We start from the raw sequence: 14691 nt of genomic DNA on the forward strand, positions 1-14691 counted from the left end.
TTTTTCTTGTTTTTTAAGGCATAACCGACGGCGTTGGAAATAGAACCGACACCGATCTGTAAAGTACAATTATCAGTGACCAGTTCTGCAACGATATCTGCAATTTTGGCATCGACAGCACCAACGCTATCATTAGGAATCGCGATAAAGGGCTGTTTAGAGGTTGTTACCACATGCGCTGTATCAATGTGCGCATAGTTGCGAGAACCACCACAAACCGGTACATTTTCATTAACGACAAAGATGACTTTGGTCGCATTTTTGATTGCTAGTTGTGAGCATAAACCACCCGTTGGTCCTAAGCAGCACATGCCCTCATTATTTGGAGGTGAGACTTCAAGCACAACTACATTGGGCTTTTTATCATTGAATATCTCATCCATATTACTTAAGTGTGTCGTGTTTAGTTCCATATTGCCTAATGGACGCATTGCTCGTTCCATCGGGCCAAGGAAGAAACTGCTATAAAAAATACGGCCTTGATAAGCGGGAGTCATAAATTCTTGCTTGGGATTTAAAATAAACCCACTATAGATTTCAACATTGCTAAGCTTGGCACTCATTTTTTCAAGCACAGTAGCGAATTCATAAGAGATGCCGACTGCACCACCGATCCATAAACGATCGCCAGATTTAATTTCAGTAACGGCTTGTAACATTGATACAGTATTAAAATTATGTTTCATAGAAGTACCTATTATTTAAATTACTTGTCTACTTGTAAGGAGCAAGTTATTAGCAATCGCATATGGTGAGTGCCGTCATCTTGCTCATCGATTTATGTTTATTCACTTAGTGGGAGCTATTTAATTACTTGGAATAATCAATACCGGTAATTTCAAACCCGTTGATTTGCATGAAATCACGACGATAACCGGCGTAGTCGCCAAACTCTGGTTCTTTAAAATTTTGCGGCGTGATGTTGGCGATCAGCGTTTTCACTTTATCTTGCACATCAGGGTTTAGTTCGAGGTTATCTGCGCGGATCAAGCGCTGCTCATCGGTTGGTGTGCCGGCCGGATTATAGAGAAAGTCGGTCATGACTCGGTGCATGTGTTGCGCTGTTGTTTCATATTCGCCACGTGCTTTTAATTCTTTAAATAAAGCTAAGATATAGGTTGATAAACCAGGGATGAATACCGCGGCTTTTGATACCACTGCTTTACACAAGGCTACATAAGCCTCGCCATTAATATCTTTAAGGCTGCTATCTAATACATCCGCTGTTGCATGAAGGTGTTCTTTTGCTTTGCCTAATGTGCCACCAAAATAAACCGGGTAAGTGATATCAGAACCGATATAGGAATAAGCGATCGTTTTGAATCCATCAGCTAAAACGCCCGCTTCCTTAAGTATCGAGATCCATTCTTGCCAATCTTCCCCCCCCATTACTTTGACGGTTGCTTCGATTTCGCTGTCGGAACCGGGTTCAAGCGTGACTGGTACCATGACTTCGGGTTCAAAGCTGATGAAGTTACCGCTATAAGGTTTACCAATGGTTTTTAAGGCTGATTTCCACATGCCTGTACCATCACTTTTTGGTCGAACGCCTGTTGCTAAGCTATACACTAAACAATCAATTTGGCCGAAGTTGTTACGGATATAGCTGATCACTTTGTTACGCATATCGCTGCTGAATGCATCGCCGATAAAATCTTCAGCGATTAACCCTGCTTGCTTAGCAAACGTTTGAAAAGCGATGTTGTTGTGATAGCCGGCTGTGCCGCTACTCTCTTCAGATGGTGCGCGTTCATAGGAGACGTTGAGGGTATTTGCACCGCCGCCAAAGGCTAATGAGATCCGAGACGCAAGTCCCAGCCCTGATGAACCACCCAGTATGAGTACATTTTTTGGCGCGTTGTGGATGGTATCTTTAATTTCATTGATTTGTTGCTGAACAATAGCCTTGCAACCTTCTGGGTGGCAATTGGCTGCGATGACGCCTTTTATAATTTTAGGAGTGTGCATATTGTGATCCTCTATTGTTGCTTCTGAGGTTATTCTAACGAGCTGAAAAATAAATTATTCGTCACGGCACGCAGTTTTATTTGTTGGCAAAAGGAGAATAATCATTGGCGGGAAATGTATGATTTTTAATTTATTTAAGGTTATTTCAGCTGTATTTGAGTGTGTGATTAGGTTTGATTTGTGGTTAGAGGGGAGAATATATAGTGTGTTATTTAAGCTGGTATTGGAATGTCTGATTCAGTTAGATCTGTGGTGGGGAGTAAGGATATATAGCGTGGTTATATGACAGTATTATTTTTGTGTAACTGTGACGGGCTAATGCCTGACCAGCGTCTAAACGCGCGTGAAAAACTACTCAGATCGGCAAAGCCAAGCTGAAATGCAATCTCGGTCATCATTATATTGGGTTGATTAAGCAGTTGTAATGCCTTTTCTAGCTTATATTTTTCTATGACGTCTCGATAACTTGAGCCGACTTCTTCGAGGCGTCGGTGCATTGTTCTGCTGCTCATGAGTATGAGTGCACTGATCTTAGGGGCGGAAATATCGGCTAAATGGGGGAACTCATCCAGCGTTTTATAAATCTGTAGAATAATATCTTTTGATTCCAATGTGGCTTTTTGTTTACGCAACTGAGTAAGCATTTGCGGGTAGATAGCTGAGTCATTGGATATGAGCGGTAGTGATAAATGCTGTTGCTTAATGAGGAGCTTTCGAACGGGGGACCCCAGGTGAATATGGCACTCCTGACCTGCTTCAAACTTATCGATGCTGCAATCAATATATGGCCAGTGCATTAAAAATATGTCAATAGGCGGTAGTTTGTTACCCGTGGTTTGGTTAATTATTTCTATAATGGTCGCGATATAGAGCGTCACACCAAGGTAAGTGACGTGTGATTCTTTATTTAACGGCTCGTTGTTGAAAAACCATAACTCTACATCACCATTCGACATTTCATTAAATCGAATGCGAAACGGAGAACCTAAGATGATACTGTATTCGCTGATATCTTTTAATAGAGTCAATAGATTTGGCGCAGTCCAAAATAACAGGGAGCAGTGACTGAAAGTGAGTGGGTTGATATTTTTCGCGGCCTTAACCGAAAAAAGGGTATCTTTACTGTCATTGAGCATCTGCAAATGAATGGCTCGCATTTGGCGCACATCATAACTCCGTAACGGCTGAATACCGAAGTTAGATTCGGGGAAATAGTGGTCTGTATCGAGCCCATATTCCTGTGCCGCTTGTATTAAAAGCTGTAACCACCCTTTATGGATAGCATATTGTTGAATACTATTTGTTAATATTTTATCCATATTGAATTCAACTGCCGTATGCAAATTAATAATAAAAGTGTTCACTTTCAGGGTGTTTACGGATTTATTTTGCGGCTTCGCACTGTCGTAGTCAAGTTATATTTGGCTCGCACGGAATGCGTGCTATTGAGTAATGAACGGGTTTTCAATGTCCTTAAACCCGTTCATTATGGTACTTAATGTTGGAGCTGTTCCTGATGCCAATGATCAAGACGCGGTATGAGCATTATCGCTAATAATAACGCCGATAAACCACCCATTAATACGATCACGGCATAAGGGGCTGTGAGGCTGGTTTGCTGAATTAAGCCTGCCAGTAAGGCTGCACCGCTCATTTGAATACAACCTAACATTGCCGCGGCCGTGCCAGCGCGTTCGCCAAATGCCGACAAAGCCATACTGGTTGCAGGCCCAAGCAATAAAGCAAAACCAATACACAGCAACATCATAGGTACCATAAAGGCAAAGGCTGCTGCCATGCCTGCTGTCGGTCCCCATTGTTGTGCTGCTAACTGTAATGCGGCAGACGATAATAACGTGATAAAGGCGATAATAACGGTAGGGCGATTACCAAAACGTTTAATCACTAACGGCGCAGCAAAACAAGCTGCAATATTGACGACGGCGTTAAGGCCAAACAAGCCACTGAATTCTAATTCTGCGACGCCTAAATGGCGGATCAACCAATCCGGTGCATACGACACATAAGTTAAGATTGATGCCATACCGGCCATACATGCGATCGCATAAAACATGAAATGGGCATCGTGTAATACTGGTTTAAAGCGCTCCCAGTGGTATAGAGAACCGGATGTATCGGTATTGTCTGGACGTGTTTCAGGCAGTTTTTTGATGATCAATGCTAATATAATCAATCCGTATAATGCCATGAAAATAAACGTTGAACGCCAGCCAAACTGCAGTGCTAAGAGACCGCCGAGTGTAGGTGCGAGTGCTGGGATCACACAAATCACGCCATTTAAATAACTGTAGTAATGCGCGCTCACTTTAGAGTCAAAGCTATCGCGTACTGCACTAAACACCACAATAGAGCTTGCACAGGCCGCGATACCTTGTAGTACGCGCGCTATTTGTAACCAATGGAATTCAGCCGCGCCAGCAGCAAGTAGGCTGCTTAAGCAATATAATATAACCCCACCGATAGCGATTGGACGACGACCAAAACGATCAGCCAGCGGCCCAATTAAGATCTGACCAATACCCATAGCAAATAAGAACAGCACTAATGTTGATTGAACGTCACTTGATGAAACTTGAAATTCAGTCGCCATGGTTGGCATTGAAGGCAGGTAGATATCGATAGCGAGGGGGCTTAGCACCACCATCGCCATCAAAATCGGTAATATATTTCGGCGCATTGTTGTTCTCTAATAAGGTGTCAATTAATATCGGCAGTTTACGTAAAGCATGATATGAATGGAAGTGGTATAATTTCAATACTGAATTTCCATTTAGGAATATCTCATGAATTTAGATAATCTCGCTAAAATAGATTTAAACCTATTAGTGATCTTACAAATCTTGTTAGAAGAAGAGAGTGTGACACGTGCTGCGAGCCGCTTGCATCTGAGTCAGTCAGCATTAAGTAAGAGCTTAACCCGGTTGCGGGATACCTTAGATGATCCATTATTTTTACGTACCGCCCACGGACTTAAACCAACCGCCCATGCTTTACAGTTAAAAGCGCAATTACCGACAATATTGCAAGGCCTGTATCAGATCAGTTTGCCGCCGAGTTTTACGCCCGAAAAAAGTCATCGCCAGTTTTCGTTTGCGATGCTGGAAAGTGCCTATGAAACATTGTTGCCTTATTATATAGGCCCTATCTTATCGCAAGCTCCTAAGCTCAATTTAGAAATTTATGGTTGGAATGAAAAGTCATTATTAGACTTGCAACAAGGACAAATTGATTTTGGTATTACCGCCAGAGAATTACATCCTACCGCTGATTTTCGGCTCAACAATTTACCCGATGGCATTGCCCATCAAAAGTTATTTACCGATAACCAAGTATGCTTAATACGCAGTGACCATCCTATGCTAGCGAGTATTAATGCTGGGCAGTGGGATGTCGACACCTATTTAAGTATGTCGCATGTACAGGTTCGCTGTGAAGGCAATGATTGGTGGTTATTGGATTATCAATTAGCTGAGTCAGGCCAACATCGTCATATCTGCGCTACATTACCGGATTTTTACGGTGCCGCCAGTGTCTGCGCACACAGCGATTTAGTTTTTACCTTGCCGTCGTGTTTTGTGGCGCATGCTCAGAAATTGTATAATTTGGTGCAACTACCGTTACCGATCGATTTTTCATCATTGGTGTATGTGTTGTTATGGCATGAGCGTAATAATGATGAACCTGGGCATAAGTGGGTGAGGGATATTATTTGTCAAAGTGTGGAAGGGGCTATGGACTAATCATGTGCAGTTGCCGTGTGATGGATGGGCTTTCAGCAAACAGTAACTTATAGTCCTGAGAAAATGCGCCTGGATGATAAAAACCGTAATCAAGCGCTATATCTACTATGGGTTTGGTTTGAGTTGGCTTACTGAGTTCTCGCCGTATTTGGTTTAAACGGGTAAGGCGAATAAAACGCTGAGGGCTAATGCCTAATATTGATTCAAAGCTATATTGCAAGGTGCGTCGACTCACATTAGCTATATTACAGAGTTCGCTAATCGTTGTTGGATAAGTTGACGTTGTCATGTATTGGATAATAGTTTCTACCGTTACTCTACGCTTTCGATAACTTACTCGTGTTGTCATTGCAGGTTGCTTGTTCATCAGTAATTCAATGACCGCGGAAATTAAAATATCTTCTTGTATACGGCTGGTTATATTAAGTAATTGAGATGATAACAAGTGCTCTATAAAATAGCGTAGTGTGCTGATAGTGCCCGCTGCGTAATAGGGAAGTAATTCGAGGCTAGGTATTATCTCATCCAGCGCTAATTTTTGCATATTAGCTGCCTGTATCAATGCAGACTTATCGATAACAATACCAAAAACACTAAAATTTGGGGGCGTCATTAGTTCGAAATCTTGTTGTCCAGTTCTGCACATAATGGTGTTTTCTTGAGTGTGGAGGCCATTAATACGACATCTGTTATTATCTGCACTAAACCCTAACCAGATCCCGCCATCATTAATATTGCACTGTTGTCGTAATGATTGATTGGTGTATTCCTTAAAGACAGAGGTTTGCGCTAGGACTACTTCGTTAATACGCCCATAAAAAGCCCCATTACTGAATTGATCATATTCTTGTGACCAGAGCGATAAGTTACTGGCATGCTTATTTGCATCGTTTGCTTCATAAATGTTCAAACATGGTGCAGAGACGTGCTTAGTCAGATGGTCCATTTTTTAACTACCTCCTTGTGAATATGCTCTCTTATGAAGCAAACCATGGTTAAGCTGCTGATTTTAAAGGTCGATTAAAATTGCTCAAACCTGATAGAGCTTTGGAATGATTCTCGCTTTAGCTTTTATATGCAAGTATTAATCCCATCTGTGCAATATGTTTACAGATGCTATTGGAGGTCAAAGAATGAAAGCAGCCTATCGCCATCAGCTTGGTAGTAAAATATATCAATTCAAGTCCTTAGCAGAGCTGCTTGCCAAAGCGACACCGGAACGTTCCGGGGATAAACTAGCAGGTGTCATTGCTCATACTGCAGAAGAACGCGTTGTTGCGCAAATGACACTTGCAGCAGTACCACTGAAAACATTTATCAATGAAGCTATTATTCCTTATGAAAAGGATGAGGTTACTCGTCTGATTATGGATGAGCATGATGTTGAGGCTTTTTCGATTATTGCGCATTTTACGGTGGGTGACTTTCGTAATTGGTTGCTCAGTGATGCGGCTACGCCAATCATCTTAGCGCGTTTACGTATGGGCATTACACCGGAAATGGCCGCTGCGGTTAGCAAGATCATGCGTAATCAAGACCTCATTCTGGTGGCTAAAAAATGTGAGGTGATAACTGGATTTCGCAATACTATCGGTTTGAATAAACGTTTATCTACTCGATTACAACCAAACCATCCCACTGATGATGTTAATGGCATTGCGGCCAGCATTTTTGATGGTCTGATGTACGGTAGTGGCGATGCTGTGATTGGCATAAACCCGGCGACCGATAATGTCGCTCAAGCCTGCAAGTTATTAACCTTGATGGATGATGTGATCCAGCAATATGAGATCCCTACCCAATCCTGTGTTTTAACTCATGTGACGAATACTATTGAAGCGATTAAACTCGGTGCGCCAGTGGATTTGGTGTTTCAATCGATCGGGGGGACGGAGGCTACTAACCAGAGTTTTGGTTTTGACCTTAATATTTTGGCAGAAGCGAATGACGCTGCATTATCGCTAAAGCGTGGCACTGTCGGCAATAATGTTATGTATTTTGAAACTGGACAGGGCAGCTCGCTCTCAGCAAATGCTCATCATAATCTAGATCAACAAACCTGTGAAACCCGTGCTTATGCGGTCGCTAGAAAATTTAAACCGTTATTGGTGAATACAGTAGTCGGCTTTATTGGTCCGGAATATCTATTCGATGGTAAACAAATTATTCGCGCTGGTCTCGAAGATCATTTTTGTGGGAAATTACTCGGTTTACCTATGGGCTGCGATATTTGTTATACCAACCATGCTTATGCTGATCAAAATGATATGGATAATTTACTGACATTATTGGGGGTGGCCGAATGTTCTTTTATTATGGGCATTCCCGGCTCTGATGACATCATGTTGAACTATCAGACAACGTCATTTCATGATGCACTGTATGCCCGCCGAGTTTTGGATTTACGCCCAGCGCCAGAATTTGAACTATGGCTAACACAGATGAAATTGTTTAGTGATACTGCTGACGTCATCCTCAATAATACTGTTCCTGAACGTTTTTCTAAAACCCTCTCCCAGTTACCAGAAGGACAGTGCTATGCCTAATGAACTCGACTTAATGGCGTTGCAATCGACGCAGGTGGTGGATAACCCATGGCGTAAATTAAGGCGTTTTACTGATGCCAGAATAGGTTTAGGCCGAGTGGGTAATAGTATTCCGAGTGATGAGTTATTTAAATTTCAATTAGCCCATGCTCAAGCCAAAGATGCAGTGCATACGCCTCTCGATATTAAATTGTTATGTGCTAATTTAGCGACTTTACCAACCCCGTGCGCTGAAACTTTGGCGTTACAGAGTGCGGTGACCGATCGCATTATGTACTTACAGCGTCCTGACTTGGGGCGCAAAATTGATGAGATTTCTCGACGCAAATTACAGGATTTTCAGCAACGTAATCAAACTGAATTTGATCTGGCGATTGTGATTGCTGATGGTTTGTCTTCTCGGGCAGTGCAAGATCACGCGGTCGCGGTAATTAAATCATTAATGCAACGTTTGGCGGCAGATAACAGCCAAGAGTGGAAATTAGCGCCATTTACGGTCGTAGAACAAGGACGGGTTGCGATTGGTGATGATATTGGTGAATTACTTGCGGCGAAGTTGGTGCTGGTATTAATCGGTGAACGTCCCGGACTTAGCTCTCCGGATAGTCTTGGTATGTACCTGACTTGGGCTCCGCAACGAGGCCTAGATGACTCGAATCGGAACTGTATTTCTAACGTTCGCCCCAAAGGATTAACTTATAACGAAGCCAGCCTACGGGCTTTTTATCTGCTAACGGAAGCGCGTCGGTTATCGTTATCTGGTGTTAACCTTAAAGATCGCTCGGATACCTTAATGCTCGATGCATCGCCGGATAGCCCTAATTTTTTACTTTCTAATACTAACTAAGACAAGGATATCAAATGTCAGAACATAAGGAATATCTCGCTAAGAGACAATTAAAGAAAGGTACAGCTGGTTGGGTATTATTAGCTGGTTTGGGTGTGTCATATGTTATATCGGGTGATTTTGCGGGATGGAACTTCGGTTTTGCGCAAGCGGGCTGGGGTGGTTTTGCAATTGCCTCAGTGTTAATGGCGCTAATGTATTTTGCCTTGGTGTTATCGTTGGCGGAAATGTCTTCGGCTATCCCAACTGCGGGTGGCGGTTATAGTTTTGCGCGTCAAGCAATGGGGCCTGCTGGTGGTTATTTAACGGGGTTAGCGATTTTAATTGAGTATGTGTTAGCTCCTGCGGCCATTGTGATCTTTATTGGTTCCGCGGTGAATGCTCTGATCGGTATTGATGGTCCGATTGTGTACGCGGTGTTTTATTTGATTTTTATCGGTATTCACTTAGCTGGTGTTGGCGAGGCATTGAAAGTGATGATGGTGATCAGCGGCTTGGCTGTGGTTGCTATTTTAGCCACTGGCGCGGCGCTTATCGGTCATTTTGATGTGAATAATTTATTTGATATGGCGGTAACCAGTAATCTTGGTGCCTCTGAGTTTATGCCTATGGGTTGGTATGGTGTGTGGGCGGCATTACCGTTTGCAATGTGGTTATTTTTAGCGGTTGAAGGGGTGCCTTTAGCGGCAGAGGAAGCCAAAAATCCAGCGAAAGATGTGCCTAAAGGTATCGTCGGTGCAATGGTATTTTTGCTCTTTACCGCATTACTCGTCGTGGTCTTGGTTGCGGGCGCTGCGGGAACTAATGCGATGGGTAAAAGTGCGGTGCCTTTGGTTGATGCCTTAAATGTCAATGGTTATGCTTCGTTGGCGACTTGGGTTAACGTATTGGGTTTAGCCGGATTAGTGGCATCATTCTTTTCCATTATTTATGGTTATAGTCGTTTGGTATTTGCACTTTCTCGTGCGGGTTATTTACCGCAAGCATTATCGATAACGTCAAAACGGAAAGTACCTGCGCGGGCATTGGTTGTACCGGGTTTGCTGGGTTTTGCTGCCTCGTTAAGTGGTGAAGGCGATTTGATGTTATCTATGGCGGTAGTCGGTGCCACGGTATCTTATGCACTGATGGCATTAAGCCATATTTTATTACGCATTAACCAACCTGATTTACCACGACCGTATAAAACGCCTGGTGGCGTTGTTACCTCGGCAATTGCGTTGTTATTGTCGCTGGTGGCGTTAACGGGTGTCTATGCCTACGATACTCGAGCATTCTTCTATACTTTTGGATTGTTTATTATCGGTATTTTGTATTATCTATTATTTGCCAAAAATAATCTGGTAGCGAAAACCGCAGAGGAGGAATTTGCTTTGCTTTCTCAGGCTGAGTTAGAGTTATAAGCGCCTAAGGAGCAAGGTTTGGTGAATGCCCTGGTCCATCGGATCAGGGCTTGTGTGTTTATGGGATTCTGCGAGTGAATTTAATCTACCGCTTTAACCGGAAAGGCATTTTCACCAACGACTTTACCGTTAACCGTTTTGCCATAGTAACCTTGATGATTATGGTACTGCTCTGTATTGGCTTTTAAATCACCGCTAAAGCGTGGATCTTGTGGGCGTTCGTGACTATTCATAAATGCGGCCACATCCCATGCTTGTTGGTTGCTGAGTTGGATGCTTTTACCCAGCGGCATGTTTTCGTAAATGAAATAAGCCGCGGTATTAACGCGATGCATACCAGCGCCCCAGTTAAACGAATCTTTACCCCACAGTGGCGGGAATGATTGTACGCCGTCTTGCTTTAAGCCTTGGCCATTATCACCATGACAAGTTGCACAGGTTTGCTTATAGACAATTGCACCGCGTTCGATAGACGGTGTTGCTGCTGACTTGGCTAGTTTAGGGTAACCACGACCGGCTAGCTTGTTACGCTGTTCAATTGGTAGTGCTGCCGCAATTTTTTCTGGTAATACAAATGAATCGGCTTTACCGCCAAGTTGCACGACTGCGTCACTCATCTCTGGGATTGGGGTACTTTGCATGTCGTATTTATCTAACAAGCCACCCATTGCTAGCCAATATGAATAAGCGGTTAATGCCACCAGTTCTGGTGAATCAACCGCAGGTGCCACGCCGTTCATTGAATATTTAAAACAGCCTTGGATACGTTCTGCGTAGGTATTTACCTTATCGTTCTTTTTGCGATACGCAGGATATGCCATGAATGCGCCCCACAGCGGTGCAGAGTTAGCTTTCATACCTGCTTGCATGTGGCAGTTGGCACAATTTTGTTCATTACCCACGTATTGACCGCGCATAGGTTGCGAGTTAACGAATAATGAATAACCGAGTTTTACTTTATTACCAAACTCGGTATCTGGGATAGTGGCTAAATCACGCGGTACTAAATATTCGCTACTCGCCGCTTTTGCATGGGCTGGTAGTTCAGTTTGGCGATCGGGTAAATTGGCTTCAGCGTTGGCAAACGTTGTAAATAATAAACCTGCGCTAATGATGAGAGATAATTTTTTCATGGAATAACCTTATTTTATCGCTGCAAAGTATTGCGCAAGATGTTGGATTTCAGAGGCTGTTAATTGCTGTGCTATGGTTGCCATGACATTATTATGATCACCAGTGCGTTGCTTAGTTTGCCATGCGGTTAATTGGCTAGTGATATAATCAGCATGCTGACTGGCTAGGCGCGGGAAATGCGCAACCCCTAAACCGCTCGGACCATGACAGGTGGCACAGGCTGGAATATTACGTGTCCAATCACCTTGATAAACAAGTTTTCTGGTTGGGTCTGAAATGATGACGTTATCACCACGTTTTTCAATATCAGTGATGGTCGGCGCCGGTAAAGAGGCAAAAAATGCAGCGACTTGTTGCACAGACTCTGGTGTTGGCAACGTCATGACCATCGATGTCATGGATGGGTTGTTACGATTACCATTTTTAAAGTGATTAATTTGTTCGACTAAATAATCTTTATCCATACCTGCCAGCATCGGCGCTAGATTAGGCGTACCTAAACCTGCCGTGCCATGACAACTTTCACATACCATCGCCGCGGGTGGTGTTGCTGCAAATGCGGGCGCTTGCACTAACAGCAAAGCGCTCAGTCCAATGATGCTGCGAAATATGTTCTTTATGGGCATGGTATGTCTCCGAGTTACTGGGGGTAGAGTTAGTGTCATTATTATTTTTATAAACAGCAATATAGCGTGGCTAGTTTGGCGGTTTGAGAAAAGGAAAGATATTGTGGTTATCCACATAAATTGGAGGGGTTTGTGATTAGGATTACCGTTGTTATTAAAAAGCCCACTGTAGCGGATACGACAGTGGACTTATTTTATTTATCAGGCCTATTTATTAACTAGCATTATGTTAGTTAAGACTAATTTTAGCTGGTAATGCTTGTCTTGCAGCAGCGCCCACCACCCAATCGAGTAGTACGCCTTTACCTTGACGTGTTGGATCGATTAGGCCGATATCATTAATATTTACCCCATCGGTAGATTTCATTTTCACTGGTTGTTGTGTATCGCCAATCCAATGTGCGCGTTCGCCGAGTTCGGAATGACCAAAACCATGTTCAAACCCTAACGTTCCCTGTTTTAACCCATCAACAATTAACGCCATGGCTTTAGTAGCGCTGGTCGGCGTGGTAATGGTAAACATCGCTCCGGTTGTCAGGCCAATTTTCGCCGCGTCTGTCGGGTGGATATACACTGGGTTAATACCTTTAATCGAATTTAACCGCGGTGACAGGTTTGATACCGCACTGTGTATATTGGATTTAAAGTTGGTTAAGGTAAATGGCCATTCCGTTGCTGGATACTTTTCTGTTAACGGTGTGCCATCGGCTAATTTTTGTGGATACCATGTAGGACAGCCCGAATAATATTCGCCGGTCATAGTATTACGTGATGTGCCGACTTTTTCATTCCAAATTGCTAATGGTTTTTGCCATTTGTATTTCATTTCGTCGCCTTTGTAGGCTTGGGTCGCATCTTCAAAGCGACCGCCACGGGCAAAGATAAACGCCACTTTACCGAGTTCTTCTGGTGTCAGAACCCGCTGCATATCAGCTAATAAGCGTTCTAATCCAGACAATACCATATCTTCACCGCTGGCAGCAGGAACACCATTGGCCACATAGGCTAAATTGGCCGCTGCGCGTAAATAGAAGTCTTCAGCGCTGTGAATGCCATGCCAATTACCTTGGTTATCACTAATGGCATTATCACCAAAACCACCTAACTGCATTTTCTTGGCAATATCAATTAAGAAATTTTCTAGATTGATTGCACGACCATCGGCCGTTTTTTCTGTTAAGGCGTTCACAATCGGCCAACGTGCGGTGACTGTTTTAGTGGGAACACCATGCCAAGGTGTCGTCATGCCCCAACTTTCATAAGTGACGGTATCTGGCACTATGTAATCGGATAATGCCGTGGTTTCATTAATGAAGGCATCAACAGAAACAATCAGTGGCAACTGTTGTGGATCTTTTAATTTCTCGCCCAGTAAGTTAGCTAAACCGGGAACGCCATACATAGGGTTGGCCATATGGTTGATCCAAGCTTTGGCACGATACGGATAACCATCGACCGCAGCAGAGAGATGTTCTGTTAATAACGGCGCAGAGATCGGATACCAAGGTGATCGCGTTGGATACGGTGATTCACCTGCGGCGACACGACGTTTGTATTCACTGGTTTTTTGGTATGGAAATTTACTGCGTGATAAAAAGATCCCTTTGGGTTTTACTTTATTTTTAAATTTAGTGAAATCATAACGCGGGCCATTACCGGATGTTGGATAACCACCTGATTTAGCCATCACACCCCCTTTTAAATTGATGTTGCCAATCAGCGCGTTGAGCATCAGGATAGTATAAGCATTGTAGAAACCATTACTGTGCATGTTGCCGCCATGGCTATCTACTACAGCTTTAGTGCCGTGACTGGTAAAGCGTTTCGCCAGTGCCGTGATCGTTGCTACTGGGATATCACATTGCGCGCTGTAGAAAGCCAGATCATGCTTAAAGGCCGATTCTTTTAAATGCTGCAGTGATGACTTAACTTGTACGGATCCTTGCTTGGTTGTAACTATTTGATCAACAAAGATGTGTGCGGGTTGATCTTGAGTGTGAACTGAAAGATCACCGCTGTCGGCATCGACCACCACATACGGATCCGTTTCTGATAGCGGTTTACCGGTAAACGGAAGATCCATTTCTGACGCGCGTAAAAAAGCCCCGTAGCGCGGATGGTTTTTATCACTGATCACCAGATGAGTGGCATTACACCAATGCGCGGTACCCGCGGTTTTCATCGCATTTGGCCCAGGTTGTGACAAGAATGGCTTATTAAATTTATCGTTAGCCAGTATCCATTGGATCATACCCAATACTAATGCCGAATCTGTACCGGGTTTGATCGGTAGCCAGTTATTGTTGTTACCCGCCGCTAAACTAGATGACGCTGGTAATGCTGGTGATACTACTGCGTAGCTAAAATTACCTTTGGTGCGTGCAGTGGCGAGTTGGCGAGCTTGGC

At 43.5% G+C, this 14691-nt stretch carries 11 protein-coding genes and 1 pseudogene; 4 read left to right on the top strand and 8 right to left on the bottom strand.

What is annotated here, in order from left to right:
- The 4 genes and pseudogenes from QNK26_RS15050 to QNK26_RS15065 form a co-directional block, all read right to left on the bottom strand.
- Positions 1-686 (bottom strand): annotated as a pseudogene (locus tag QNK26_RS15050) (hypothetical protein); the annotation flags it as partial.
- A gap of 124 nt (positions 687-810) precedes the next feature.
- A complete protein-coding gene (gene fabV, locus QNK26_RS15055; protein ID WP_319224532.1) occupies positions 811-1968 on the bottom strand; it encodes an enoyl-ACP reductase FabV in 1158 nt (385 codons plus the stop codon).
- Positions 1969-2246: 278 nt separating this feature from the next.
- Complete coding sequence (locus tag QNK26_RS15060; RefSeq protein ID WP_319224535.1) at positions 2247-3287, bottom strand: helix-turn-helix transcriptional regulator; 1041 nt, start codon at positions 3285-3287, stop codon at positions 2247-2249.
- A 176-nt stretch (positions 3288-3463) separates the two neighbouring features.
- Positions 3464-4666, bottom strand: coding sequence for a multidrug effflux MFS transporter (locus QNK26_RS15065; protein ID WP_319224538.1), 1203 nt, complete (start codon positions 4664-4666; stop codon positions 3464-3466).
- Between the two features lie 106 nt (positions 4667-4772).
- Here QNK26_RS15065 and QNK26_RS15070 point away from each other — a divergent pair, with 106 nt between their 5' ends.
- Positions 4773-5729, top strand: coding sequence for a LysR substrate-binding domain-containing protein (locus QNK26_RS15070; protein WP_319224540.1), 957 nt, complete (start codon positions 4773-4775; stop codon positions 5727-5729).
- Here QNK26_RS15070 and QNK26_RS15075 read toward each other — a convergent pair.
- Positions 5719-6675, bottom strand: coding sequence for a helix-turn-helix domain-containing protein (locus tag QNK26_RS15075; protein WP_319224541.1), 957 nt, complete (start codon positions 6673-6675; stop codon positions 5719-5721). The genes QNK26_RS15070 and QNK26_RS15075 overlap by 11 nt on opposite strands.
- Positions 6676-6862: 187 nt before the next feature.
- Here QNK26_RS15075 and QNK26_RS15080 point away from each other — a divergent pair, with 187 nt between their 5' ends.
- The 3 genes from QNK26_RS15080 to eat are packed head-to-tail and all read left to right on the top strand — an operon-like array spanning position 6863 to position 10525.
- A complete protein-coding gene (locus QNK26_RS15080; protein WP_319224544.1) occupies positions 6863-8275 on the top strand; it encodes an ethanolamine ammonia-lyase subunit EutB in 1413 nt (470 codons plus the stop codon).
- Positions 8268-9122, top strand: coding sequence for an ethanolamine ammonia-lyase subunit EutC (gene eutC, locus QNK26_RS15085; protein ID WP_319224547.1), 855 nt, complete (start codon positions 8268-8270; stop codon positions 9120-9122). The genes QNK26_RS15080 and eutC overlap by 8 nt, the downstream gene beginning before the upstream one ends.
- 14 nt (positions 9123-9136) lie before the next feature.
- Positions 9137-10525, top strand: a complete 1389-nt coding sequence (gene eat, locus QNK26_RS15090) for an ethanolamine permease (RefSeq protein ID WP_319224549.1) — start codon at positions 9137-9139, stop codon at positions 10523-10525.
- Between the two features lie 80 nt (positions 10526-10605).
- Here eat and QNK26_RS15095 read toward each other — a convergent pair whose 3' ends face one another.
- The 3 genes from QNK26_RS15095 to QNK26_RS15105 all read right to left on the bottom strand — a co-directional run.
- Entirely contained in the window at positions 10606-11658 is a 1053-nt protein-coding gene (locus tag QNK26_RS15095; protein WP_319224552.1) for a c-type cytochrome, read from the bottom strand.
- A 9-nt stretch (positions 11659-11667) separates the two neighbouring features.
- Positions 11668-12285, bottom strand: coding sequence for a c-type cytochrome (locus tag QNK26_RS15100; protein ID WP_319224554.1), 618 nt, complete (start codon positions 12283-12285; stop codon positions 11668-11670).
- A 229-nt stretch (positions 12286-12514) separates the two neighbouring features.
- Positions 12515-14691: molybdopterin dinucleotide binding domain-containing protein (locus QNK26_RS15105; protein WP_319224558.1), on the bottom strand; the 2177-nt coding region annotated here is incomplete at its 5' end.

This window comes from Moritella sp. (assembly GCF_033791185.1).
GTDB lineage: Bacteria > Pseudomonadota > Gammaproteobacteria > Enterobacterales > Moritellaceae > Moritella.